Source organism: Pseudonocardia sp., assembly GCF_050250275.1.
Taxonomy (GTDB): domain Bacteria; phylum Actinomycetota; class Actinomycetes; order Mycobacteriales; family Pseudonocardiaceae; genus Pseudonocardia.
Genome location: NZ_JBFWOY010000002.1, coordinates 244,438 through 269,498, shown reverse-complemented (window position 1 = coordinate 269,498; position 25,061 = coordinate 244,438). Strand labels below are relative to the sequence as shown.

The window sequence follows — 25,061 nt, the reverse complement described above, 5'->3', positions numbered from 1 at the left end:
GGGGTCCGGCGCGCCGGGTCCGACCGGGGACGCCGCCGAGGTGGGCGGGGTGGCGTCGTGTCGAACCCGGCGTGCGGCGGGTCAGTCGACCCGGTGGGCCGGTCGGGCCTCGGGGGGGAGCACGCCCCAGTCGATGAGCTGGTCGGTCAGCTCGCCGGGGGTCTTGTCGTAGATGATCGCGAGCGAGCGGAGGTCCTCGGCGCGGATCGAGAGGACCTTGCCGTTGTAGTCGCCGCGCTGGCTCTGGATGGCCGCCGCGTACCGCGCGAGCGGGCCGACCTTGTCGGCGGGCAGCTGCTGCAGCCGCTCCAGGTTGATGACGATCTTCGTGGCGGGCTCGGAGCCCGACGGCACGCGGCCCTCGGGCAGGAGCTCGGCGACCGGCACCCCGTAGAAGTCGGCCAGCTCGGCCAGCTTCTGCACGGTGACGGCGCGGTCGCCGCGCTCGTAGGACCCGACGACGACGGCCTTCCACCGGCCGCCCGACTTCTGCTCGACGCCGTGCAGCGACAGTCCCTGCTGCTGCCGGATGGCGCGGAGCTTGCTGCCGAGCGCCTTGGCGTAGTCGCCCATGTGGCGATCCCCTCTCGCTGGACGTCCGGCCGCGGGACCGACGTCCGTGTGCTGGTCGTGCGTGGCCGGGCCGGCCCCTCCGCCTGCCCGCCGTGCCAGCCGGCCACGGCCGGTGCCCCCCGCTTCCGCGGCCACCCGTGAGCCAACTGATCAATACGGAGAGTAATCATGCGCCTCGCTCCGTCGTCGGGTCAAGCGGGGTGGGCCGTCCCGGTGCCCTCTCAGGTGTTCTTCACTCGATCGGCTGGTCGACACGCCGCATCCAGGCACGGAACAGGTACATCCAGGGCGAACCCGCGTGTCGCGAGTGGTCACTGTGGCTGATGTGACTTGCGTGAGTGTTATCGGACTGTGACCGTTCGGCTCCGTGAGGCCTGTCCGCCACGGGTCCGGACCATGGACACCGTGTCGCCACCACGCCTGAGACGAGTGTGATCGGCATGACGTGTGACCCGCGTCGGCGCGTCCGGGCGACGGTCCCGCCACGTCGGTGCCGCTGATAGCGTGGCCGCGCAACCCGATCCTTTAACGACCCGTCCTGCGAGGCGGGGAAGGAGAGCGACTCCGTGGCGAACGACCGCCGCGGGGACGCCGGTGGCGAGGGGAGTGGTCTGCCCGACCACGAGCTCCTCAGTGCCTCCGACGTCACCCGCACCATCGCGCGCATCGCGCACCAGATCATCGAGAAGACCGCGGATGCCGAGCACGTCGTGCTCATCGGGATCCCGACCCGCGGCACCGTCCTCGCCCGCAGGCTTGCCGCCGCCGTCGCCGAGTTCGGCGGGACCGAGCCGGCCGTCGGCACCGTCGACCCGACGCTCTACCGCGACGACCTGCGCCGCCGCCCCACCCGCGCGCTCGAGGACACGCAGTTCCCCGAGGGCGGTGTCGACGACGCGCTCGTCGTCCTCGTCGACGACGTGCTGATGTCGGGCCGCACGGTCCGCGCCGCGCTCGACGCGCTGTCCGAGCACGGCAGGCCCCGCTCGGTCCAGCTCGCGGTGCTGGTCGACCGCGGCCACCGCGAGCTGCCGATCCGCGCCGACTACGTCGGCAAGAACGTGCCGACCTCGCGCAGCGAGATGATCCTGGTGTCGCTCACCGAGATCGACGGCGAGGACCGCGTCGCGATCCGCAGGGGGGCCGGCGAGTGAAGCACCTCCTCACGGTCACCGACCTCGACGCGGCCACCGCGACCGCGCTGCTCGACACGTCCGACCGGCTGCGCCAGGCGCTGCTGGGCCGCGAGGTCCGCAAGCTGCCGACGCTGCGCGGGCGGACCGTCATCACGATGTTCTACGAGGACTCCACCCGCACCCGGGTCTCCTTCGAGATCGCCGGCAAGTGGATGAGCGCCGACACGGTCAACGTCAGTGCCAAGGGCTCCTCGGTCTCCAAGGGCGAGTCGCTGCGCGACACCTCGCTGACGCTGTCGGCCATGGGCGCCGACTGCGTGATCGTCCGCCACCCCGCATCCGGTGCGGCGCACCGGCTCGCGGGCTGGGCCGACAAGGACCAGGCCGCGACCGGCACCCACACCTCGATCGTCAACGCCGGCGACGGCACCCATGAGCACCCCACCCAGGCGCTGCTCGACGCGGCCACCCTGCGCGACCGGCTCGGGTCGGTCGCCGGGCGCCGGATCGGGATCGTCGGCGACGTGATCCACAGCCGCGTCGCCCGGTCCAACGTGTTCCTGCTGGCGACGCTGGGCGCCGAGGTCGTGCTGATCGCACCGCCGACGCTGCTGCCCGTCGGTGTGGCGCAGTGGCCGTGCCGGGTCTCCCACGACATCGACGCCGAGCTCCCGGGGCTGGACGCGGTGATGATGCTGCGCGTGCAGGCCGAGCGGATGACGGGCGGGTTCTTCCCGTCCTCGCGCGAGTACGCGGTCTCCTACGGGCTCAACGACGCCCGCGCGGCGATGCTGCCCGACCACGGGGTCGTGCTGCACCCCGGACCGATGGTGCGTGGCATGGAGATCGCGCCGAGCGTGGCCGACTCGGCCCGCGCCGCGATCCTCGCCCAGGTCCGCAACGGCGTCCACGTGCGGATGGCCGTCCTCTACCACCTTCTCGCGGGAGCCCCGGAGTGAGCCAGCCCAGCATGACCGACCTGTTCATCCGCAACGCGCGCCCCTACGGCGACGATGCTGTCGACCTGGTCGTCCGGGACGGCGTCATCACCGAGATCGGCACCGGTCTCGAGGCGCCCGACGGCGTCGAGACCCTCGACGCGCGGGGCCGGGTCCTGCTGCCCGGCCTCGTCGACCTGCACGTGCACCTGCGCGAGCCGGGCGGCGAGGAGTCCGAGACCATCGCGACCGGGTCGCGGGCCGCGGCGCTCGGCGGGTTCACCGCCGTGTTCGCGATGCCCAACACCAGCCCGGTCGCCGACACCGACGTCGTCACCTCGCACGTGCGCCGCCGCGGCGCCGAGGTCGGCCTCGTCGACGTGCACCCGGTCGGTGCGGTCACCGTGGGGCTCAAGGGCGAGAAGCTCGCCGAGCTCGGCACGATGGCGTCGGCGTCCGGGGTGCGGATGTTCTCCGACGACGGCCACTGCGTGAACGACCCGCTGGTGATGCGCCGCGCGCTGGAGTACGCCTCCGCGCTCGACGTCGTCATCGCCCAGCACGCCGAGGACCACCGCCTCACCGCGGGTGCCCAGGCCAACGAGGGCGTCGTCGCGTCCCGGCTGGGGCTGGCCGGCTGGCCCGCCACCGCCGAGGAGACGATCGTCGCGCGTGACTGCGCGCTGGCCCGCGAGGCCCGCGCCCGGCTGCACGTGTGCCACGTGTCGTCGGCCCGCACCGTCGACGTGCTGCGCAGCGCAAAGGCGGCGGGCGTCACCGTCTCCGCCGAGGTCACCCCGCACCACCTGCTGCTCACCGACGCCGCGCTGACCAGCTACGACCCGGTCAACAAGGTCAACCCGCCGCTGCGTACCGCCGCCGACACCCAGGCGATGCGCGCCGCGCTGGCCGAGGGCGTCATCGACGTCGTCGCCACCGACCACGCGCCGCACGCCAGCCAGTACAAGGACACCGAGTGGCAGGTCGCCAAGCCCGGCATGCTGGGCCTGCAGACCGCGCTGTCGGTCGTCGCGCACACCATGGTCGAGCCGGGCCTGCTCGACTGGCACGGGGTCGCCCGCGTCATGTCGGAGCGCCCCGCCGAGATCGCCGGGCTGCCCGACCAGGGCCGCCCGATCGCCGTCGGCGAGCCCGCCAACCTGACACTCGTCGACGCCGACGAGCCCTGGACGGTCCGTGGCGCGTCGCTCGCGAGCATCGCGTCGAACACCCCCTACGAGGGGATGCGGCTGCCCGCGGTCGTCGTGGCGACGGTCCTGCGCGGGCGGCTGACCGCCCGCGACGGGCGGATCGTCGAGCAGGTCACGACATGAGCACCGCCGCGGGCACGGCGCTGCTCGTCCTCGAGGACGGCCGGATCTTCCGCGGCGAGTCCTTCGGGGCCACCGGCCAGAACCTCGGCGAGGCCGTCTTCACCACCGGTATGACCGGCTACCAGGAGACGCTGACCGACCCGTCCTACCACCGCCAGATCGTCGTCCAGACCGCGCCGCAGATCGGCAACACCGGCTGGAACGACGAGGACGACGAGTCCGGCCGCGTGCACGTCGCGGGCTACGTGGTCCGCGACCCGGCGCGGCGGCCGTCGAACTGGCGGTCGCGACGCTCCCTGGGCGACGTGCTGGTCGAGCAGGGCGTGGTCGGGGTCGCGGGCGTCGACACCCGCGCCGTCGTGCGGCACCTGCGCGAGCGCGGGGCCATGCGTGCCGGCGTGTTCTCCGGCGACGCGCTCGCGGGCGACGCCGAGCTGGTCGACCGCGTCCTCGCGAGCCCCGCGATGGAGGGCGCCGACCTCTACGGCGCCGTCACCACCGCGGAGCCGTACGTCGTGGCGCCCGACGGGCAGGCCCGCTTCCGCATCGCTGCCCTCGACGTCGGCATCAAGTCCAACACCCCACGGATGCTCGCCGCCCGCGGCGTCGAGGTGCACGTCCTGCCCGCGGCCACGTCGATCGAGGAGATCGTCGACCTCGGTGTCGACGGGTTCTTCCTGTCCAACGGGCCCGGCGACCCGGCCACGGCCGACGAGCCGGTCGCGTTGACCCGGGCGGTCCTGGAACGCGGCATCCCGACCTTCGGCATCTGCTTCGGCAACCAGATCCTCGCCCGCGCCCTGGGCCGGGGGACCTACAAGATGCGCTACGGCCACCGCGGCATCAACATCCCGGTCGTCGAGCACGCCACCGGCCGGGTGGCGATCACGTCGCAGAACCACGGGTTCGCGGTCGAGGGCGAGGCGGGGGAGCGGTTCGTCACCCCCTTCGGCCCGGCCCGGGTCACCCACACCTGCCCCAACGACGGCTGCGTCGAAGGCATTGCGGGAGAAGGCTTCCCGGCGTTCAGCGTGCAGTACCACCCGGAGGCGGCGGCCGGCCCGCACGACGCGGCCGACCTGTTCGACCGCTTCGTCGCCATGATGGCCGACCAGCCCGCGACCGGGGGCGCACGCCCGTCGCCGGCGCCCCGGGTCCGCGAGGAGCCCGCCCCCGCGGCCGGTGGCGAGGCCACCGGAGCGCCGGTCGACGATGTCCCGGTCGCGCCCGTCGCCGCCGCGGACAGCGCCGCCGCCGACGGCCCCGTCGAGCACGCTGCGGTCGAGCACGGTGCCGTCGAGCATGGTGCCGTCGAGCACGGTGCCGTCGAGCACGCCGCAGCCGCGGACGTCGCCGCCGATGACGATGCGGTCGAGGACGTCCCGGCGCCCGACACCCCGCCCGACGCCCCGCCCGGCGCCGTACCGGCGGAGTTCGCGGCCGACACCGGCGAGCGGATCGACATCACCGTCCACGGTGAGCCGACGATGCTCCTGCCACAGACGGTCGCCGTGGCGGACCCCGCCGAACCCGCGGCCGAGATCGATCGCGGCGTCGACGAGACCGTCGCGCTGCCCCGCGTCGCCCCCGGACCGGACGACCAGGAGGACGCCGGCGACGGCCACGAGGGATCCGGGGGCCGGCACCGGCTCATCGAGCGACCCGACGGGGAGGACGTCTGATGCCGCGCCGCGAGGACATCTCCCACGTCATGGTCATCGGGTCCGGCCCGATCGTCATCGGCCAGGCCTGCGAGTTCGACTACTCCGGCACCCAGGCGTGCCGCGTCCTGCGCGCCGAGGGCCTGCGCGTGTCGCTGGTCAACTCCAACCCGGCGACGATCATGACCGACCCGGAGTTCGCCGACGCCACCTACGTCGAGCCGATCACCCCGGAGTTCGTGGAGCTCGTGATCGCGGCCGAGCGGCCCGACGCGATCCTCGCGACCCTGGGCGGGCAGACCGCGCTCAACACGGCGATCGCGTTGCACGACAACGGGGTCCTGGAGCGCTACGGCGTCGAGCTCATCGGCGCCGACGTCGACGCCATCCAGCGTGGCGAGGACCGGCTCAAGTTCAAGGAGATCGTGCAGTCCGTCGGCGGTGACGTGCCGCGCAGCGCGGTGTGCCACTCGATGGACGAGGTCCGCGCGACGGTCGCCGAGCTGGGGCTGCCGGTCGTCATCCGGCCCTCGTTCACGATGGGCGGGCTGGGCTCGGGCCTGGCCTACACGCCGGAGGACCTGGAGCGCCTCGCCGGCGCCGGGCTCGACGCCTCGCCGGTCACCGAGGTGCTCATCGAGGAGTCCGTCCTCGGCTGGAAGGAGTACGAGCTCGAGCTCATGCGCGACCACGCCGACAACGTGGTCGTCGTCTGCTCGATCGAGAACATCGACCCGATGGGGGTGCACACCGGCGACTCGATCACCGTCGCGCCCGCGATGACGCTCACCGACCGTGAGTACCAGGCGATGCGCGACATCGGGATCGCCGTGCTGCGTGCCGTCGGCGTCGACACCGGCGGCTGCAACATCCAGTTCGCGGTCGACCCGCGGACCGGCCGGCTGGTCGTGATCGAGATGAACCCGCGGGTGTCGCGGTCGTCGGCGCTGGCGTCGAAGGCCACCGGGTTCCCGATCGCGAAGATCGCGGCGAAGCTCGCCGTCGGCTACACCCTCGACGAGATCCGCAACGACATCACCGGTGAGACCCCGGCGGCGTTCGAGCCGACCCTGGACTACGTCGTGGTGAAGGTGCCGCGCTTCGCGTTCGAGAAGTTCCCGGGTTCGGACACGACCCTGACGACGACGATGAAGAGCGTCGGCGAGGCGATGGCGCTGGGCCGGTCGTTCCCGGAGGCGCTGGGCAAGGCGCTGCGCTCGATGGAGACGCCCGACGCCGGTTTCTGGACCCGCCCCGACCCCGACGGCGAGCCCGACGTGGCCCGCCCGACCGACGGTCGCATCTACGCCGTCGAGCGGGCGCTCCGCCAGGGCGCGACGGTCGACGACGTGGCCGCCCGTTCGGGCATCGACCCGTGGTTCGTCGACCAGATCGCCGCCCTCGGCGAGCTGCGCACGGAGATCCTCGACGCGCCGGTGCTCGACGAGACCCTGCTGCGCCGGGCCAAGCGGGCCGGGCTGTCCGACCGGCAGATCGCGTCGGTGCGACCGGAGTTCGCCGGCGAGGACGGCGTCCGCGTGCTGCGGCACCGTCTCGGCATCCGGCCCGTCTACAAGACCGTCGACACCTGCGCCGCGGAGTTCGCCGCCCGGACGCCGTACCACTACAGCGCCTACGAGACCGACCCGTCGGCGGAGTCGGAGGTGACGGAGCAGACCGGGAAGCCGAAGGTGCTCATCCTCGGCTCCGGGCCCAACCGCATCGGGCAGGGCATCGAGTTCGACTACTCGTGCGTGCACGCGGTGATGGCGCTGCGCGAGGCCGGGTTCGAGACCGTCATGGTCAACTGCAACCCCGAGACCGTCTCCACGGACTACGACACCGCGGACCGGCTCTACTTCGAGCCCCTGACCTTCGAGGACGTCCTGGAGGTCGTGCACGCGGAGCAGGCGTCGGGGACCGTCGCGGGGGTGATCGTGCAGCTCGGCGGCCAGACCCCGCTCGGGCTGGCGCAGCGGCTCACGGCGGCGGGCGTGCCCGTCGTCGGCACCCCGGCCGACGCGATCGACCTCGCCGAGAACCGCGGCGAGTTCGGGGAGGTCCTGCGCCGCGCCGGGCTGCCCGCGCCCGCGTTCGGCACGGCGACCTCGTTCGACCAGGCCCGCGACATCGCCGACCGCATCGGCTACCCGGTGCTCGTGCGGCCGTCGTACGTGCTGGGCGGGCGCGGGATGGAGATCGTGTACGACGAGGAGACCCTCGCCGGCTACATCGCGCGCGCCACGGAGATCAGCCCGACGCGCCCGGTCCTGGTCGACCGGTTCCTCGACGACGCGGTCGAGATCGACGTCGACGCCCTGTTCGACGGCACCGAGCTCTACCTCGGTGGCGTCATGGAGCACATCGAGGAGGCCGGGGTCCACTCCGGTGACTCGTCGTGCACGCTGCCGCCGATCACGTTGGGGCGCAGTGTCCTCGAGGAGGTGCGGCGGTCCACGGAGGCCATCGCCCGCGGCGTCGGGGTGCTGGGGCTGCTCAACGTGCAGTACGCGCTGCACGGCGACACCCTCTACGTGCTCGAGGCCAATCCGCGTGCGTCGCGCACGGTGCCGTTCGTGTCGAAGGCGACGGCGGTGCCGCTGGCCAAGGCGGCGGCCCGGGTCATGCTGGGCGCCACCGTCGCCGAGCTGCGCGCCGAAGGCATGCTGCCCGCGGCGGTCGACGGCGCGACGACCCCGGCGTCGGTCCCCGTCGCGGTCAAGGAGGCGGTGCTGCCGTTCAACCGGTTCCGCACGCCCACCGGTCAGGGGGTCGACCCGCTGCTCGGCCCGGAGATGAAGTCGACGGGAGAGGTGATGGGCATCGACGCCTCCTTCGGGCCGGCGTTCGCCAAGGCGCAGGCCGCGGCCTACGGCTCGCTGCCGACGTCGGGACGGGTGTTCGTGTCGGTCGCCGACCGCGACAAGCGCGCCATGGTGTTCCCGGTCCGGCGGCTGGCCGACCTGGGCTTCGAGGTCCTCGCCACCGACGGCACCGCGGAGGTCCTGCGCCGCCACGGCATCGACGTGACCGAGGTGCGCAAGTGGTCCGACCGCAAGGACGGCGACACGGTCGTGGACCGCATCCTCGCCGGTGACGTCGACGTGATCGTCAACACCCCCTACGGCAATGTCGGGCCCCGCGCCGACGGGTACGAGATCCGCGCCGCCGCCGTCACCAAGGGTGTGCCGTGCATCACCACGGTGCAGGGCGCAGCCGCTGCGGTGCAAGGGATCGAGGCGATGATCGCCGGCAGCGTCGGGGTCAGGTCGCTGCAGGACGCCCACGCCGCGCTGGCGAGGGCCGCCCGATGACCGAGCGGTTCGGGGTGCGCCTGGCCCGGACGGCCGACGAGCTCGGCACCCTGTGCGTCGGCATCGACCCGCACCCGTCGCTGCTGGCGGAGTGGGGGCTGACCGACGACGCCGACGGCCTCGCCAGGTTCTGCGACGCGTGCCTCGACGGCCTCGCGGGACACGTGGGGCTGGTCAAGCCGCAGTCGGCGTTCTTCGAACGGCACGGTTCGGCCGGTGTCGCGGTGCTGGAACGGCTGCTGGACGGGCTGGCGCAGACGCCGACGCTGAGCCTGCTCGACGTCAAACGCGGCGACATCGGCTCGACCATGGACGGCTACGCCGACGCCTACCTGGGCGTCGGCGCGCCGCTGGGTGCCGACGCGGTCACGTTGTCGCCCTACCTCGGCTTCGGCTCGCTGGCGCCCGCGCTGCGCGTGGCGGAGGACGCGGGGCGCGGCGTGTTCGTGCTGGCCCGCACGTCCAACCCCGAGGGCGGGCCGGTGCAGCTCGCCGACTGGTCGGGGCGCAGCGTGGCCCAGGGGATCGTCGACGGTGCGGCCGGCGCGAACGCCGGCGCCGTGTCGGGTGGGGCGCCGCTGGGCGACGTGGGCGTCGTGATCGGCGCGACCCACGACCACGGGCTCGACCTGTCCGCGCTCGGCGGCCCCGTCCTCGCGCCCGGCCTGGGTGCGCAGGGCGCGAGCCCCGCCGACGTCGCCGCACGCTTCGCCGGGCTGTCGGGGCTCGTGGTCCCCACGGCGTCGCGGTCGGTGCTGCGCGCCGGTCCCGGCCCGGCGGCGCTGCGCGGCGCGGCCGAGGCGTTGCGCGACGAGCTGGAGGCCGCCCGCACGGCGAGCTGAGCCCGCCCTCCGCCGGATGGGGGCAGGCCGTGGGCGAGTGGTACTACCACCCTCGCCCGGTCGCCGCCGCGGGTCGATCCTGGGACACCAGAGGCGAAGGAGGAGGGCCGGTTGGTGGACGTACTGATCGTCGACGACCAGCGGCCGTTCCGACGGGTGGCACGCACGGTCGTGGGGCTCGTCGGCGGTTGGCGGGTCGCGGCGGAGGCCGGGAGCGGCGAGGACGCGCTCGACGAGGCCGAACGGCACAACCCTGCGGTGGTGCTGATGGACATCAACCTGCCCGGGATCAACGGCATCGAGGCGACGCGGAGGCTGCTGGCGAGGGCGCCGGGGACGACCGTCGTGCTGCTGTCGACCTACACCGTGGACGACCTGCCGTCCGACGCCGCCGACTGCGGCGCCGCGGCGTACATCCGCAAGGAGGACCTCACACCGGCTGCGCTGCGGGCCCTGCACGTCGGCTGACGTACGTCGCACCGCCGCGGTGCCGGGCCCGCCGAGCGGGGGCCCGAACGGGGTGGGCGGGTGGTCCGGTGTCGGGAAGAACACCTGCCGCACCGGCGGTGTGCCGGTAAGGGTCGGTGTGTCCCGTCGGGCGCGCCGTCGTCGTGCGCCGGACGGCGCCGTGGACGACCTCGCGGGAGCCGGCAGAGCCGCGCGGTTGTGACGTATCGCTGAACGGCCGGGTCGATCACCGCCGTTCGGCCCCGTTCGTGGTATCACCCTTTGGGGTCGCCGACGGCAAACCGCCTGGTGTGACCCCCCGTTCACGGCCCCGTAAGGGTCGTGAGTACGTTCGTTCGAGTCCCTGCGGGTAACCGCGAGGGATGCACCGACGCAGGTTCCGAGCAGGTCCCGGCGGCGGTCCCACCAGCGATGTGCATTACGAAAGACGGAGGAGATCGTGGCCCTTCCCCAGCTGACCGAGGAACAGCGCGCAGCCGCGTTGGAGAAGGCGGCCGCAGCGCGCCGGGCCCGGGCAGAGCTGAAGGACCGGCTCAAGCGAGGCGGGACGACCCTCAAGGAGGTGCTGGCCCAGTCCGACACCGACGACGTGCTCGGCAAGATGAAGGTGTCGGCCCTGCTCGAGGCGATGCCGGGTGTCGGCAAGGTGCGGGCGGCCCAGATCATGGAGCGCCTGGAGATCGCGACGAGCCGCCGCCTGCGTGGCCTGGGCGACCGGCAGCGCAAGGCGCTGCTCACCGAGTTCGAGGGCTGAGAACACCTTCCCGCCCGGCCGTGACGGTGGCCGGGCGACGGGTGGACGGCCGCTCGCGGCCGTCGGAACGACAGTGAGGACGAGGCGTGGACGGCGCCCCAGACCCTGCCGCCCGGACCGCTGAGGCGGACCGGCCGGCCGACGTCACGGGCCGCAGGGCCCGTGACGGTGACGCCCCCGCGACCTCTGCCGCATCGAGGGGCCGGCTGATCGTGTTGGCCGGTCCCTCGGGCGTCGGCAAGAGCAGTGTGGTGGCCGGGTTGCGTGAGCGGCTCCCGGAGCTGCACTTCAGCGTGTCGGCGACGACACGCGCCCCCCGCGCCGGGGAGGTGGACGGCCGTGACTACCGGTTCGTCTCGGCGCCGGAGTTCGACGACCTGATCGCCCGCGGCGAGCTGCTGGAGTGGGCCGAGATCCACGGTGGCCTGCAGCGCTCCGGCACTCCTGCGGCCCCGGTGGAGCAGGCGCGCGCAGCGGGGCTGCCGGTGCTCGTCGAGGTCGACCTGCAGGGCGCCCGCGCGGTGAAGGCCGCGGTTCCCGAGGCGGTGACGGTCTTCGTCGACGCCCCGTCGTTCGACGAGCTGGCCCGGCGGCTCAAGGGCCGCGGCACCGAGTCGGCCGCCCAGTTCGAGCGTCGGCTGCAGACCGCGCGCGAGGAGCTGGCCGCCCGTGACGAGTTCGACGTCGTGGTCGTCAACGACGACCTGCGGGTCGTCGTCGACAGGTTGGTAGGATTGGCGATCGGCCCCACGCCGCCGGAGAGCGGGCGTGGTGGCACCGACGACGATCTCTCCCCGCAGGAGTCTTTTCAGTGAGCATGCCTCTGACCGGCGCGGTCGCCGGTTCCATCCCCGAGGGCATCACCAACCCGCCCATCGACGACCTGCTCGATCAGGTGTCGTCGAAGTACGCGTTGGTGATCTACGCCGCGAAGCGGGCCCGCCAGATCAACGACTACTACTCCCAGCTGGGTGAGGGTCTGCTCGAGTACGTCGGCCCGCTCGTCGAGCCGGGCCCGCGCGAGAAGCCCCTGTCGATCGCCATGCGCGAGATCCAGAGCGGGATGCTCGAGCACACCGAGGGCGAGTAGTCCCGAGGTGACCGCGCCCCGCGTCCTGCTGGGTGTCGCCGGCGGGATCGCGGCCTACAAGAGCGCGGAACTGCTGCGCCGCTTCACCGAGTCCGGGCACTCTGTGCGGGTGCTGCCCACGGCGGCGGCGCTCGAGTTCGTCGGCGCCGCGACCTTCGAGGCGCTGTCCGGGCAGCCGGTGCACACGGGCGTCTTCCACGACGTCCCGTCGGTCGCACACGTCCGGCTCGGCCAGGAGGCCGATCTCGTCGTCGTCGCCCCGGCCACGGCCGACCTGCTCGCGCGGGCCGCCCACGGCCGCGCCGACGACCTGCTCACCGCCGCGCTGCTCACGGCGCGCTGCCCGGTGCTGTTCGCCCCGGCCATGCACACCGAGATGTGGGAGCACCCGGCCACCCGGGACAACGTGGCGCTGCTGCGCGCACGCGGCGCCGTCGTCCTCGAGCCCGCGTCGGGCCGGTTGACCGGCAAGGACACCGGGCCCGGCCGGCTGCCCGACCCCGCCGAGATCGCCGAGCTGTCCCGGCTGCTGCTCGAACGCGGCGACGCACTACCGCGTGACCTGGAGGGCCGCCGCGTCGTCGTCTCCGCCGGGGGGACCCGCGAACCGCTCGACCCCGTCCGGTTCCTCGGCAACCGCTCCTCGGGCCGGCAGGGCTACGCGCTGGCCCGGGTCGCCGCGCAGCGCGGTGCCTCGGTCACCCTCGTCGCGGGCGCCACGGCCGACCTCGGTGATCCCGCGTCGGTCCGGGTCGTGCGCGTCGGCACCGCCGAGCAGCTGCGTGTCGCCATGCACGAGGCGGCCGCCGCCGCCGACGTGCTGGTGATGTCGGCCGCGGTCGCCGACTTCCGGCCCGCGACGCTCGTCACCACCAAGATCAAGAAGACGCCGGGCGCGGCACCCGACCCGCTCGCGCTGGCCACCAACGCCGACATCCTCGTCGAGCTCGTCGCCGCCCGACGGCCGGGACAGGTGGTCGTCGGGTTCGCCGCCGAGACCGGCGACGAGACCGGCGACGCGCTGCACCACGGCCGGATCAAGCTGCGGCGCAAGGGATGTGACCTGCTGGTCGTCAACGCCGTCGGCGACGGCAAGGCGTTCGAGGTCGCCGACAACGCCGGCTGGCTGCTGGCCGCGGACGGCTCGGAGGCCGAGCTGCCCGACGGATCGAAGGCGCTGCTCGCCTCCCGGGTGTGGGACGCCGTCGCCACCCGTCTGGGCTGACGGCACCGCCGGAGCCGGACCGGGCGAAGAGCCTGTCCCGCAACGAGAACGGCCCCGCCCCCGGTCCGCCCGGGGTGGGGCCGTTCTCGTTGCGGCACGACGTCGGACGCCGGCCGCGTACCGGCGGTCAGCCGAGGAGACCACCCGAGCGGCTCGGGGTGCTGGGGGTCGCCTCGTTGCTGCCGCCCTGGTCGCCGGCGGGGGCTGCGGCGTCGCGGGTGGTGTCGGCAGGGGCCTGCGACGTGGTGGTGGTGCGCGGGGCCGTGGTGCTCGGCGAGGCCGATCCGGTGCTGCGACGCTCCGCCGACGTCGTGGTCGTCGTGGTCGTCGGGATCGTCGTGGTCGACGGCGTGGTCGGGCGGACCTGCTCGCCGCGCGCCGAGCCGCTCGTCGTCGGGCTGCTGGTGGTGGTGCTCTTCGTGGTCGTCGCCGTCCCGGTGCGGCCCGGGTTCGCGGAGACGTACTGCTCCGACGCCCAGCCGTTCAGGTTGGTGAGCTGCACGTAACCGTTGCGGCGCTCACCGATCGTGACGTCGGTCCCGCGCTTGCAGACCGTGACGACCGACGCCGTCGCGCTCGGCTGGGAGCGGACGTTGACGTTGTCGGTGCAACGCCCCTGTTCCGCGGCGGAGGCCGTGCCGACCATGACCAGGACGGTGGTGGCGCCGGCGGCGACCAGGCCGCCGACGACTGCGGCCGCGCGGCCTCGACGATGCAACAACGCCTTCATCTGGGGGGTACCTCCGTTGGGTGGATGCGTCACCAGGCCCAACGAGCCCGGCCGTTGCCGATTCGCCATCCGCCCGAACGTCACCGGAAGCGGTGAACGGTCCCCGGCGCGTCGGGACCCGCGATCACTGTCGGTGACGTGATGGACGACGTCCGTCGTTCCAGGTCAGCGCCGCGGAGGACATCGGTGACGTGGACTAGTCTCGGCGTCGACATCAGGACGAGACTGGACGGAGACACGCGTGACGAACCCGGCCCGCCGGCTGTTCACCAGCGAATCGGTGACCGAGGGTCATCCCGACAAGATGTGCGACGCGATCAGCGACACCGTCCTCGACTCGCTCCTGTCGCAGGACCCGCGCAGCCGCGTCGCCGTCGAGACACTGGTGACCACCGGTCAGGTGCACGTCGCGGGCGAGGTCACCACCAGTGCCTACGCCGACATCCCCACGCTCGTGCGCGAGAAGATCCTCGAGATCGGCTACGACTCCTCGGCCAAGGGCTTCGACGGCAACTCCTGCGGCGTCAACGTCGCGATCGGTGCGCAGTCGGCCGACATCGCCCAGGGCGTCGACACCGCCTACGAGTCGCGCGTCGAGTCCAGCGAGGACGAGATCGCCCGCCAGGGCGCGGGCGACCAGGGCCTGATGTTCGGCTACGCCAACACCGACACCCCGGAGCTGCTGCCGCTGCCGATCGCGCTCGCGCACCGGCTCGCCCGGCGGCTGACCGAGGTCCGCAAGTCCGGCGTGCTGCCCTACCTGCGCCCCGACGGCAAGACCCAGGTCACCATCGAGTACGACGGCGACAAGGCCGTGCGCGTCGACACCGTCGTCGTGTCCAGCCAGCATGCCGCCGACGTCGACCTCGACGCGCTGCTCGCCCCCGACATCCGCCAGCACGTCGTCGACCCCGAGCTCGAGCGCGCGGGCATCGACTCCGACGGCGCCCGGCTGCTCGTCAACCCCACCGGCCGCTTCGTCGTCGGTGGGCCCATGGGCGACGCGGGCCTCACCGGCCGCAAGATCATCGTCGACACCTACGGCGGGTTCGCCCGCCACGGCGGCGGCGCCTTCTCCGGCAAGGACCCGTCGAAGGTCGACCGCTCCGCCGCCTACGCGATGCGCTGGGTCGCGAAGAACGCCGTCGCCGCAGGCCTGGCCGACAAGATCGAGGTCCAGGTCGCCTACGCCATCGGCAAGGCCGCGCCCGTCGGCCTGTTCGTGGAGACCTTCGGCACCGAGCACGTCGACCCGGCCCGCATCCAGGCCGCGATCGACGAGGTCTTCGACCTGCGCCCGGCCGCGATCATCCGCGACCTCGACCTGTTGCGGCCCATCTACGCGCAGACCGCCGCGTACGGCCACTTCGGCCGCACCGACGTCGAGCTGCCGTGGGAGTCGACCTCCCGCGCCGACGCGCTGAAGTCGGCCGCCGGCGCGTGAGCTTCCCCGACCCGGCCGGGCGGGTCGTCGTCTCGCGGGGCGACGACCCACCCGACCTGGGCGGATCCCCGTCGGTGCGGTTCGTCGCGCCGGGCTCGGTGACCGGCGGGCGGTTCGGGCTGTTCGAGTACCGGATGGCGCCGCGGAGCCCGGGCCCCGGCCCGCACGTGCACTCCACCTTCTCCGAGTCCTTCTACGTGCTCGACGGCGAGCTGACGATCTTCGACGGGGCCCGGTGGGCGCCCTACCGACCGGGGGACTACGTCCACGTCGGCGAGACCGGGGTGCACGCGTTCCGCAACGACGCCGACGTCGAGACGGCGTTCCTCATCCTCTTCGCGCCGGGCATCGCGCGGGAGAACTTCTTCACCGAGCTGCGCGCGATCCGTGACGAGGGGCGCGAGCTCGACGAGGAGCAGTGGCGCGAGTTCTACGCCCGCCACGACCAGGTCAACCTCTGACACCGTGCGCGGTTGCGGACCGTCGTTCGCGCGCAACCGTACGGTCGTCGGGTGGGGCGTGGGGAGCAGTGGGGTTGCGCGGCGTTCCGTGCTGCCGGACCCGGAGCGCGCCGCTACCCTCGGCGGACCGTCCGATGTGTCCATCCCGGCGACAGACCCCGCGGAGGCCGTAGTGCGCGTGCTGGCAGTGATCGTCGTGCTCTGGCTGATCGTCGGCGCCTTCGCCGCCTACCAGCGCGGATACTTCGGCGGCAGCGAGGCGTCCTGCACGGGCGTGGGCACCACGCTGCTGACGGTCGTCGTCGGCCCGCTCAACTACGTGGGGGTCAACCCCCGCATCGACTGCACGGTGCCCCAGCCCTCGTCCTGAGCGCCGTTGCCGGGCGGGCCGGGCTCAGGCCCGGCGCAGGTCGGCGGCGGGGAACGGGGGCCGGTCGTCGAACCGGCTCGACAGCGTGCCCGCCGCCCGCCACGCCCGCGCGGTCAGGTCACGGTCCTCGTCGGTGACGAGGTTGCCCATCACGCGCAGCGCCACCGTCATCAGCGCCCGTGAGCGCATCCCCACCGGGCCCGCCAGCGGCAGCAGCCTCGGCAGCGTGAGCAGCCCGGCGAGCCGTCGCGCGATGGAGAAGGCCCTCCCGTAGTGCTCGCGCAGCGTCGCGGGCCAGGCGAGCGCGAGGTCCTTCTCACCGGTCATGAGCTCGGCCAGGACCCGCCCGGTCTCCAGGCCGTAGTCGATGCCCTCGCCGTTGAGCGGGTTGATGCAGCCCGCGGCGTCACCGATCAGGCCCCAGTTGGGCCCGGCGACGCCCGACACCGCGCCGCCCATGGGCAGCAGCGCCGACGACCGCATCCGCAGCTCGCCCGCCAGCTGCCAGTCGTCGCGCCGCGCCGCGGTGTAGAGATCGATGAGCGCGCGCAGCTGGATGTTGGCGGGCCGCCGGTCGGTGGCCAGCGTGCCGACGCCGATGTTGACCTCGCCGTTGTTGAGCGGGAACACCCACCCGTAGCCGGCGAGGACCTCGTTCCCGGTGCCGCGCAGCTCCAGGTGCGAGGAGATCCAGGGGTCGTCGCTGCGGCCGGAGCGGATGTAGGCGCGGGCGGCGACGCCGTAGGCGGTGTCCTTGTGCCACACCCGGCCCAGGACCCGGCCGAGGGTGGAGCGGTGCCCGTCGGCGACGACGACGCGTTCGCAGCGCACGGTCGTCGACGAGCCGTCGGCCAGGGTGAAGACGACCCCGCTGATCCGCTCGCCGTCCCACTCGACGTCGACGGCCTTCGCGCCCTCCATCGGGACCGCGCCGGAGTCGAGGGCGACCTGGCGGATGCGGGTGTCGAGCTCGGTGCGGGGGACGGCGGAACCGTGGGCGGGCAACGACCTGCCCGGCCACGGGAGTTCCAGGACCTGACCGAACCCGGCCGCACGCAGACCGCGGTTGGAGCCGTGCCCGCGCAGCCACTCCCCGAGGCCGAGCCGGTCGAGCTCCGCGACCGCACGCGGGGTGAGCCCGTCACCGCAGGCCTTGTCACGGGGGAAGACCGCCGCGTCGGCGAGGACGACGTCGATGCCGTGCCGCGCGGCCCACGCCGCGGCGGCGGATCCCGCGGGCCCCGCGCCGACCACGAGCAGGTCGGTGGCACCGGGGACGGGGGAGGTGGCGGGGTCCATGCGTCCAGTGTCGCAAGCCGGGCGCGTGGGTGCCGGAGGCCGGTCCCAGGTCACACCACGTTTCCCCCGCACGCGGGGGTGGGCGCCGGGGCCAGGGCCGGACGCGTCGGGGGCGGATGCCAGGGTGATCGTGTGGCCGGACCCGGGCGGACCCCGACCGCCGCGACCCGTGCCGCCGCAGCGGGGTCGCGGCGGCGGGCAGCCGCGCGCGGCGAGTGGGAGCAGGCGCCGGTGGCGCCGGTGGCCCGGGTCGCCGTCGACGTCCCGCTCGCGCACCTCGACCGGCCCTTCGACTACCGGGTCCCCACCCATCTCGACGACGTCGCCGTCCCCGGTGTGCGGTTGCGGGTGCGGTTCGCGGGCCGGCTCGTCGACGGCTTCCTGCTGGAGCGGGTGGCGGAGTCGGGGCACGGCGGGCGGCTGGCGTGGGTGGAGAAGGTCGTCTCGCCGGAGCCGGTGCTGACGAGCGAGGTCGCCGCGCTGTGCCGGGCGGTGGCCGACCGCTACGCGGGGGTCTTCGCCGACGTCGTCCGGCTCGCGGTGCCGCCGCGGCATGCGCGCGCCGAGGCCCGCCCGGCGGCTCCCGCCGCGGACGTCGCAGCGGGCGGGCCGGACGCCACGGGGGTCCCGGACGACGCCGCCGGGGCGGATCGGGACGGCGCCGCCGGGGCGGTACCGGGCGACGCCGCCGCGGGCCGCGACGGGACACAGGCCGGGGGGACCGGCGGTTCGCCCGGGGCCGAGCCGCGCGGTGCGGACGTCGCGGGCGCTGCCGCCGGCGGCTGGTCCCGCTACCCGCGCGGGCCGGCGTTCCTCGCCGCGCTCGGCGCCGGCCGGGCGGCGCACGCCGTCTGGCAGGTGCTGCCGGGGGAGCGGTGGGCGACGCGGCTGGCCGAGGCCGCGGCGGCGACCGTCGACACGGGGCGCGCAGCGCTGCTGGTGGTGCCCGACCAGCGTGACCTCGACACGGTGCACGCCGCCTGCACCGCCCGGTTCGGCGACGACGGCGTCGTCGCCCTGGCCGCCGACCTCGGCCCCGCCGAGCGGTACCGGCGCTGGCTGCGCATCCTGCGCGGCGAGGTGCGGGTCGTCGTCGGCACCCGGTCGGCGGCGTTCGCTCCGCTCACCGACCTCGGCCTCGTCGCCGTGTGGGACGACGGCGACGACTCCCACGCCGAGCCCCGGGCGCCGTACCCGCAGGTCCGCGACGTGCTGGTGCTGCGGGCGCACGCCGTCGGGGCGGCGCTGCTGGTGGCCGGGTACGCGCGGACGGCGGAGGCGCAGCTGCTCGTCGAGTCGGGATGGGCCAGCGAGATCGTCGCCGACCGCGCCACGTTGCGTGCCGCGATGCCCCGGGTGACGGCGTTGGAGGACACGGCGGGGGCGGTGAGCCGCGACCCGGACGCCCGCGTCGCCCGCGTCCCGGCGATCGCGTTCGAGGCGGCCCGCTCCGCCCTGAAGGCGGGGCGACCCGTCCTGGTGCAGGTGCCGCGGGCGGGCTACGTGCCGTGGCTGGCGTGCAGCCGCTGCCGGGAGAGCGCGCGCTGCCGGCACTGCGCGGGACCGCTCGCACTGCCGTCGGGGGCGAGCGCCGACGGTGCGCCGGGACTGCCGCACTGCCGCTGGTGCGGCCGGGTCGAGTCGTCGTACCGGTGCGGGGCCTGCGGCGGGCGGGCGCTGCGCGCCTCGGTCACCGGGTCGCGGCGCACCGCCGAGGAGCTGGGCCGGGCGTTCCCCGGTGTCGGGGTACGCCAGTCCGGCGGTGGCACCGACGTCCTCGCCGGGGTCGGCCCGGGACCGGGGATCGTCGTCGCGACGCCCGGTGCCGAGCCACCCGCCGACGGCGGGTACGGCGCGGCGCTGCTGCTCGACGGCTGGGCGATGCTCTCGCGCCCCGACCTGCGCGTCGCGGAGGAGACGTTGCGGCGCTGGCTCGCGGCCGCCGCGCTGGTCGTGCCGCACGGTGACGGCGGGCGGGTCGTCGTCGTCGAGGAGGCGGGGGTGCCCGTCGTCCAGGCGCTGGTCCGCTGGGACCCGGCCGGGCACGCCGCGACCGAGCTCGCGGCGCGCGCCGAGGTCGGGTTCCCGCCCGCGGTGCGGATGGCGTCGGTGGAGGGGCCCGCGGCGGCCGTCGCCGAGATCGCCGCCGCGGCCGAGCGCGACGGCGCCGAGATCCTCGGGCCGGTCGAGATCGAGGGCGGCCCACCGGGGGACGAGCCGAAGGAGCGGGCGCTGCTGCGCGTCCCGCGGGCCCGCGGGCGCGGGCTGGCCGCGACGCTCGCCGCCGCGCAGGCCACCCGCAGCGCCCGCAAGGCCGCCGATCCGGTCCGGGTGCGGATGGATCCCCTGCAGATCGACTGACGCGCCACCGGTGCGGTGCCGCTTGCGTGGCAGAATCGACCGGTCCGTTCCACCGTCCAGGGAGCTCCGTGACCGTCCAGCCCGTCAGGCTCTTCGGCGACCCGGTGCTGCGCACTCCCGCCGTCGAGGTCACGACCTTCGACGCGGAGCTGCGCAAGCTCGTCGCCGACCTCACCGACACCATGCACGACGAGGGCGGCGCCGGCCTGGCCGCGCCGCAGATCGGCGTCGGTCTGCGGGTGTTCACCTACGACTGCGACGAGTTCTCCGGGCACCTGGTCAACCCGACGTTCGACGTGGTCGGCGACGAGGAGCAGACCGGGCCCGAGGGCTGCCTGTCGATCCCGGGCCTGAGCTGGGACTGCCGCCGCCACCTGCATGTTGTCGCCCGCGGCTGGGACATGCACGGCGAGCCCGTCACCGTCGAGGGTTCGCAGCTGCTGGCGCGCTGCATCCAGCACGAGACCGACCACCTCGACGGCGTGCTGTTCGTCGACCGGCTCGACGCCGAGACCCGCAGGTTGGCGATGGCCGAGATCCGGGCCGCGGAGTGGTTCGGCGAGCACGAGCCGGTCGTGAAGGTCAGCCCGCACCCGATGTTCGGCCGGACGCGCTAGTGCGGCTGCTGTTCGCGGGCACCCCGGAGCCGGCGGTGCCGTCGCTGCGCGCACTGCTCGACTCGCCCCGGCACGACGTCGTCGCCGTCCTCACCCGCCCCGACGCGCCCGCGGGCCGCGGGCGGACGCTGCAGCGCTCCCCGGTCGGCGCCCTGGCCGACGAGGCCGGTATCCCCGTCCTCACCCCGCGCAAGCCGTCCGAGCCCGAGTTCCTCGCGGCGCTCGCCGGGCTCGCCCCCGACTGCGCTCCCGTCGTCGCCTACGGTGCGCTCGTGCCGCGCGCGGCCCTCGACATCCCCGCCCACGGGTGGGTCAACCTGCACTTCTCGCTGCTGCCGGCGTGGCGGGGCGCGGCCCCGGTGCAGGCCGCGATCCGGCACGGCGACGACGTCACCGGCGCCACCACGTTCCGTCTGGAGGAGGGCCTCGACACCGGCCCCACCTACGGAGTGGTCACCGAGGCGGTGGGGGAGACCGACACCTCCGGCGCCCTGCTGGACCGGCTCGCCGTGAGCGGGGCCGCGCTGCTCGTCGCCACCCTCGACGGGATCGCCGACGGCACGCTCACCGCGGTGCCCCAGCCCGGCGACGGGGTCTCGTCGGCGCCCAAGGTGACCGTGGCCGACGCCCGCGTCGACTGGTCGGTGTCCGCGGTGACGACCGACCGGCTCGTGCGTTCGGTCACACCCGAACCCGGCGCCTGGACGACGTTCCGTGAGCAGCGCCTGGGCCTGGGACCGGTCCGGCCCGTCCGCACCGGCGAGTTCACGCTCGCCCCGGGAGCGCTGCACGTCGAGAAGAAGCGGGTGCTGGTCGGTACCGCGACCGTGCCGGTGGAGCTGGGCGAGGTCCGCCCGGTCGGCAAGAAGGCGATGCCCGCGCCCGACTGGGCGCGCGGTGTCCGCATCATCGAGGGAGAGGGCGTCCAGTGAACGAGCCGCGGCGGTCGACCGGAGACCGCCGGCGTGGCGACGGCCCGCGCCGCAACGCCGGACCGCCCCGCGGCCGCAGCGGCCCGCCGCGGCCGATCAGCGTCGACCCGGCCCGCGCGGCCGCGCACGAGCTGCTCACGGCCGTCCGCGAGCGCGACGCCTACGCCAACCTCGCGATGCCCGCGATCCTGCGCCGGTTCCGGCTCCGTGACCGTGACGCCGCGCTGGCCACGGAGCTGGGCTACGGCACGCTGCGCGCCCTGGGGCTGCTCGACGCCGTCGTCGCCGCCTGCGCGGACCGGCCGCTGCACCGCATCGAGCCGCCGCTGGTCGACGCGCTGCGCATCGGCGCCTACCAGCTGCTGCGCACCCGCATCCCCCCGCACGCCGCGGTCGACACCATCGTCGACCTCGTGCGCGACCGCGCCGGCTCCCGGTCGGCCGGGTTCGTCAACGCGATCCTGCGGGGTGTCAGCGCCCACGACGAGGCGGCCTGGACCGAGCGCCTCGCCCCGTCCGCCGACGACGACCTCCTGGGGCACAGCGCGTTCGTGCACGCCCACCCGCGCTGGATCGCCCAGGCCTTCGCGGACGCGCTGGGGGGCACCGCCGAGCTCGACACGGCCCTGGCCGCCGACGACGCGCGGCCCGTGGTGCACCTGCTGGCCCGGCCCGGGGAGATCACCGCGGAGGAGCTCGCGCTCGTCACCGGCGGCAGCGAGGCGCCGTACTCGCCGTACGGGGTGCACCTCGAACCCGGATCCGGCGACATCGGGGAGATCGACGCCGTCGCCGAGGGGCTCGCCATCGTCCAGGACGAGGGCAGCCAGCTCGTCGCCCTCGCGCTCACCCGTGCGGAGCTCACCGGTGACGACACCGGCCGCTGGCTCGACCTGTGTGCCGGGCCCGGCGGGAAGGCCACGCTGCTCGGCGGGCTCGTCGGGATCGACGGCGGGACCCTCGACGCGGTCGAGCAGTCCGAGCACCGCGCCGACCTGGTCCGCCGTGCCGTCGACGGGCTGCCCGTCACCGTGCACACCGCCGACGGCCGGGCGGCGCCGCTGCCCGACGGCGTGTACGACCGGGTGCTCCTCGACGCACCTTGCACAGGACTGGGGGCACTGCGCAGGCGGCCGGAGGCGCGCTGGCGGCGCAGCCCCGAGGACGTCGCCGGGCTCGCACGGCTGCAGCGCGAGCTGCTCACCGCCGCGTTGCGCCACGTGCGCCCGGGCGGGGTCGTCGGCTACGTGACGTGCTCACCGCACCTGTCGGAGACGGTGGGGGTGGTGACGGCCGTGCTGCGCCGCCGCGACGACGTGGAGCGGCTCGACGCGCGGGAGGCGTTCCCGGGTGTCCCCGACCTCGGCGACGGACCCGCCGTGCAGCTGTGGCCGCACCGCCACGGCACGGACGCGATGTTCATTACACTGCTGCGGCGGGTGCGCTGATCCCCCTGTACGGTGACCGTGCAGGTGAGGTTCCGCCGGTCCACGAAACCGTTGCGGGACATCGCCCACAGTTGTGTGCCCCGGACCGGCTCACCAGTAGCCTCTGAGGTGTGCACCCCCTGATCGCCCCCAGCATGCTCTCCGCCGACTTCGCCCGTCTCGCCGACGAAGCCGACGTGGTCACCGGCGCACCCGGTGAGGGAGCCGACTGGCTCCACATCGACGTCATGGACGCGCACTTCGTGCCGAACCTCACCCTGGGCCTGCCGATCGTCCAGTCGCTGCTCAAGGCGACGGACGTCCCGCTGGACTGCCACCTCATGATCGAGGACCCCGACCGCTGGGCCCCCGCCTACGCCGAGGCCGGTGCCTACAACGTCACCGTCCACGTCGAGGCCGCCCACGACCCGGTGGGGCTGGCGAAGAACCTGCGGGCCGCCGGGGCCAAGGCGGGCCTGTCGCTCAAGCCGGGCACCCCGCTCGAGGACTACGTCGACACCCTCAAGCACTACGACACGCTGCTGATCATGAGTGTCGAGCCCGGGTTCGGCGGCCAGTCGTTCATCCCCGAGGTGCTCGACAAGGTCCGCACCGCGCGGCGCCTCGTCGACACCGGGCACCTCACCGTGCTCGTGGAGATCGACGGCGGCATCAACGCCGACACCGTCGAACAGGCCGCCGAGGCGGGTGTCGACTGCTTCGTCGCGGGCTCGGCCGTCTACGGCGCCGACGACCCGATGAAGGCCGTCCAGGCGCTGCGCAGCAAGGTCGTCAAGGCCGACCCCCAGCGGTGGGCCACGGCATGACCCGTCCACCGGTGGCGTGCGCGGTCCGGATCCCCGGACCCGCCCGGCACCGGTGTGGCCGGACGGCCCCGTGACCGGCCCGGGGCACCCCGGCCCGCCGGCCCGGCCGCTCGCCCCCGACGACGCGATGCGCCTGGCGCTCGCCGCGTCGGCGCGCGTGCACGGCACGACCAGCCCCAACCCGCCCGTCGGGTGCGTCGTCCTCGACGCCGACGGCAACGTCGCCGGCGTCGGCGCCACCGCGCCGCCCGGCGGCCCGCACGCCGAGGTCGCCGCCCTCGCGCAGGCGGGGGAACGGGCTCGTGGCGGCACCGCCGCCGTCACCCTGGAGCCCTGCGCCCACCACGGCCGCACCCCGCCCTGCACCGACGCCCTGCGCGCGGCGGGCGTCGTCGCCGTGCACGCCGCGATCACCGACCCCAACCCCGTCGCCGCCGGCGGCGCCGAGGTCCTGCGCGCCGCCGGGCTCACCGTCACCGTCGGGACGCTGGCCGCCGACGTCGCCGCCGGCCCGCTGCGGGCGTGGCTGCACGCCCAGCGCACCGGCCGCCCGCACGTCACCTGGAAGTTCGCCGCGACCCTCGACGGGCGCAGCGCGGCCGCCGACGGCACCAGCCGCTGGATCACCGGGCCCGCCGCCCGCGCCCGCGTCCACGCACTGCGCGCCACCAGCGACGCCGTCGTCGTCGGCACCGGCACCGCGCTCGCCGACGACCCCGCACTCACCGCCCGTGACGCCGGCGGCGCCCCGCTGCCGCGCCAGCCGCTGCGGGTCGTCGCCGGGCTGCGCGAGCTCACCCCCGGCTCGCACCTCGACGCCCCCGACGTCCTGCACGTCCGCACCCACGACCCCGACGAGGTCCTCGCCGCGCTGCACGCCCGCGGCGTCGTCGACGTCCTGCTCGAGGGCGGTCCCCGGCTCGCGGGGGCGTTCCTCGCGGCCGGCCGCGTCGACCGGGTGCTGGCCCACATCGCCCCCGCGCTGCTCGGCGCAGGAACCGCCGCGCTGGGCGACGCAGGCGTGGGAACGATCGCCGACATCCTGCGGTTGCAGGTGGCACATGTGGAAATGGTGGGGGGCGACATCCTGATCGACGCACTGATCGGCGCCGCACCCGCCGCCGCGACCGGCCCCGCGGCCACAGCGGCGGGCGGGTCGGCGGACCGGCGGGTCGTCGTCACGGTGCCGGCCCCGCGGCCCGCAGGCCCGTCCGGGAACACCCCGGACGGCGGCGGGCCCTGAACGAGGAAGGACGTC

General features: G+C 74.6%; 22 protein-coding genes and 1 pseudogene. 20 read left to right on the top strand and 3 right to left on the bottom strand.

Annotated elements, in window-relative coordinates:
• Positions 1–81: 81 nt before the first annotated feature.
• Positions 82–573, bottom strand: a complete 492-nt coding sequence (locus tag AB7F12_RS03330; protein ID WP_098960170.1) for a transcriptional regulator BldD — start codon at positions 571–573, stop codon at positions 82–84.
• Between the two features lie 566 nt (positions 574–1,139).
• On the opposite strand from AB7F12_RS03330, the gene pyrR reads away from it, so the two are divergent.
• From pyrR to coaBC, 11 genes and pseudogenes are all read left to right on the top strand, one after another.
• Positions 1,140–1,727, top strand: coding sequence for a bifunctional pyr operon transcriptional regulator/uracil phosphoribosyltransferase PyrR (gene pyrR, locus AB7F12_RS03325; RefSeq protein WP_428496669.1), 588 nt, complete (start codon positions 1,140–1,142; stop codon positions 1,725–1,727).
• Positions 1,724–2,668, top strand: coding sequence for an aspartate carbamoyltransferase catalytic subunit (locus AB7F12_RS03320; RefSeq protein WP_428496668.1), 945 nt, complete (start codon positions 1,724–1,726; stop codon positions 2,666–2,668). Before pyrR ends, AB7F12_RS03320 begins: the two co-directional genes overlap by 4 nt.
• An 11-nt stretch (positions 2,669–2,679) precedes the next feature.
• Positions 2,680–3,981, top strand: a complete 1,302-nt coding sequence (locus tag AB7F12_RS03315) for a dihydroorotase (protein WP_428516295.1) — start codon at positions 2,680–2,682, stop codon at positions 3,979–3,981.
• Positions 3,978–5,087: pseudogene (gene carA / locus AB7F12_RS03310) on the top strand (glutamine-hydrolyzing carbamoyl-phosphate synthase small subunit); the annotation flags it as partial. The gene AB7F12_RS03315 and the pseudogene carA, both read left to right, overlap by 4 nt.
• 575 nt (positions 5,088–5,662) lie before the next feature.
• Entirely contained in the window at positions 5,663–8,956 is a 3,294-nt protein-coding gene (carB, locus tag AB7F12_RS03305; protein WP_428496667.1) for a carbamoyl-phosphate synthase large subunit, read from the top strand.
• Positions 8,953–9,798: an orotidine-5'-phosphate decarboxylase gene (pyrF, locus tag AB7F12_RS03300; RefSeq protein WP_428496666.1), complete on the top strand. Its 846-nt coding sequence runs from the start codon at positions 8,953–8,955 to the stop codon at positions 9,796–9,798. The genes carB and pyrF overlap by 4 nt, the downstream gene beginning before the upstream one ends.
• Positions 9,799–9,912: 114 nt before the next feature.
• Positions 9,913–10,266 carry a response regulator gene (locus tag AB7F12_RS03295; protein ID WP_428496690.1) on the top strand — a complete coding sequence of 118 codons (354 nt, stop codon included), beginning with the start codon at positions 9,913–9,915 and terminating at the stop codon, positions 10,264–10,266.
• A 439-nt stretch (positions 10,267–10,705) separates the two neighbouring features.
• Complete coding sequence (gene mihF, locus AB7F12_RS03290; RefSeq protein WP_013675613.1) at positions 10,706–11,020, top strand: integration host factor, actinobacterial type; 315 nt, start codon at positions 10,706–10,708, stop codon at positions 11,018–11,020.
• Positions 11,021–11,232: 212 nt separating this feature from the next.
• A complete protein-coding gene (gene gmk / locus AB7F12_RS03285; RefSeq protein WP_428496665.1) occupies positions 11,233–11,835 on the top strand; it encodes a guanylate kinase in 603 nt (200 codons plus the stop codon).
• A 2-nt stretch (positions 11,836–11,837) separates the two neighbouring features.
• Positions 11,838–12,110: a DNA-directed RNA polymerase subunit omega gene (gene rpoZ, locus AB7F12_RS03280; protein WP_428496689.1), complete on the top strand. Its 273-nt coding sequence runs from the start codon at positions 11,838–11,840 to the stop codon at positions 12,108–12,110.
• Positions 12,111–12,117: 7 nt separating this feature from the next.
• Positions 12,118–13,335 (top strand): bifunctional phosphopantothenoylcysteine decarboxylase/phosphopantothenate--cysteine ligase CoaBC, encoded by a 1,218-nt coding sequence (coaBC, locus tag AB7F12_RS03275; protein WP_428496664.1) that lies wholly within the window; start codon positions 12,118–12,120, stop codon positions 13,333–13,335.
• Between the two features lie 127 nt (positions 13,336–13,462).
• Here the strand turns inward: coaBC and AB7F12_RS03270 are convergent, their stop codons facing one another.
• A complete protein-coding gene (locus AB7F12_RS03270) occupies positions 13,463–14,065 on the bottom strand; it encodes an SH3 domain-containing protein (RefSeq protein WP_428496663.1) in 603 nt (200 codons plus the stop codon).
• 241 nt (positions 14,066–14,306) lie between these two features.
• Here AB7F12_RS03270 and metK point away from each other — a divergent pair, with 241 nt between their 5' ends.
• From metK to AB7F12_RS03255, 3 genes are all read left to right on the top strand, one after another.
• Positions 14,307–15,509, top strand: coding sequence for a methionine adenosyltransferase (gene metK, locus AB7F12_RS03265; RefSeq protein WP_428516259.1), 1,203 nt, complete (start codon positions 14,307–14,309; stop codon positions 15,507–15,509).
• Complete coding sequence (locus AB7F12_RS03260; protein WP_428496661.1) at positions 15,506–15,970, top strand: cupin domain-containing protein; 465 nt, start codon at positions 15,506–15,508, stop codon at positions 15,968–15,970. Before metK ends, AB7F12_RS03260 begins: the two co-directional genes overlap by 4 nt.
• Positions 15,971–16,142: 172 nt before the next feature.
• A complete protein-coding gene (locus tag AB7F12_RS03255; RefSeq protein WP_428496660.1) occupies positions 16,143–16,340 on the top strand; it encodes a hypothetical protein in 198 nt (65 codons plus the stop codon).
• A 24-nt stretch (positions 16,341–16,364) separates the two neighbouring features.
• Here the strand turns inward: AB7F12_RS03255 and AB7F12_RS03250 are convergent, their stop codons facing one another.
• Positions 16,365–17,639, bottom strand: coding sequence for a geranylgeranyl reductase family protein (locus tag AB7F12_RS03250; RefSeq protein WP_428496659.1), 1,275 nt, complete (start codon positions 17,637–17,639; stop codon positions 16,365–16,367).
• 132 nt (positions 17,640–17,771) lie between these two features.
• Here AB7F12_RS03250 and AB7F12_RS03245 point away from each other — a divergent pair, with 132 nt between their 5' ends.
• The 6 genes from AB7F12_RS03245 (at position 17,772) to ribD (ending at position 25,046) form a co-directional block, all read left to right on the top strand.
• The gene (locus AB7F12_RS03245; protein ID WP_428496658.1) at positions 17,772–20,000 is read left to right on the top strand and encodes a primosomal protein N'; all 2,229 of its coding nucleotides are present in this window, start codon (positions 17,772–17,774) and stop codon (positions 19,998–20,000) included.
• Positions 20,001–20,068: 68 nt separating this feature from the next.
• Positions 20,069–20,617, top strand: a complete 549-nt coding sequence (def, locus tag AB7F12_RS03240) for a peptide deformylase (protein ID WP_428496657.1) — start codon at positions 20,069–20,071, stop codon at positions 20,615–20,617.
• Positions 20,617–21,549: a methionyl-tRNA formyltransferase gene (gene fmt / locus AB7F12_RS03235; protein WP_428496656.1), complete on the top strand. Its 933-nt coding sequence runs from the start codon at positions 20,617–20,619 to the stop codon at positions 21,547–21,549. The genes def and fmt overlap by 1 nt, the downstream gene beginning before the upstream one ends.
• On the top strand, positions 21,546–22,997 hold the full coding sequence (locus tag AB7F12_RS03230) for an RsmB/NOP family class I SAM-dependent RNA methyltransferase (protein WP_428496655.1): 1,452 nt from the start codon (positions 21,546–21,548) through the stop codon (positions 22,995–22,997). The genes fmt and AB7F12_RS03230 overlap by 4 nt, the downstream gene beginning before the upstream one ends.
• 119 nt (positions 22,998–23,116) lie before the next feature.
• A complete protein-coding gene (rpe, locus tag AB7F12_RS03225) occupies positions 23,117–23,803 on the top strand; it encodes a ribulose-phosphate 3-epimerase (RefSeq protein WP_428496688.1) in 687 nt (228 codons plus the stop codon).
• A gap of 70 nt (positions 23,804–23,873) precedes the next feature.
• Complete coding sequence (gene ribD, locus AB7F12_RS03220; RefSeq protein ID WP_428496654.1) at positions 23,874–25,046, top strand: bifunctional diaminohydroxyphosphoribosylaminopyrimidine deaminase/5-amino-6-(5-phosphoribosylamino)uracil reductase RibD; 1,173 nt, start codon at positions 23,874–23,876, stop codon at positions 25,044–25,046.
• The last annotated feature ends 15 nt before the right edge of the window (positions 25,047–25,061 follow it).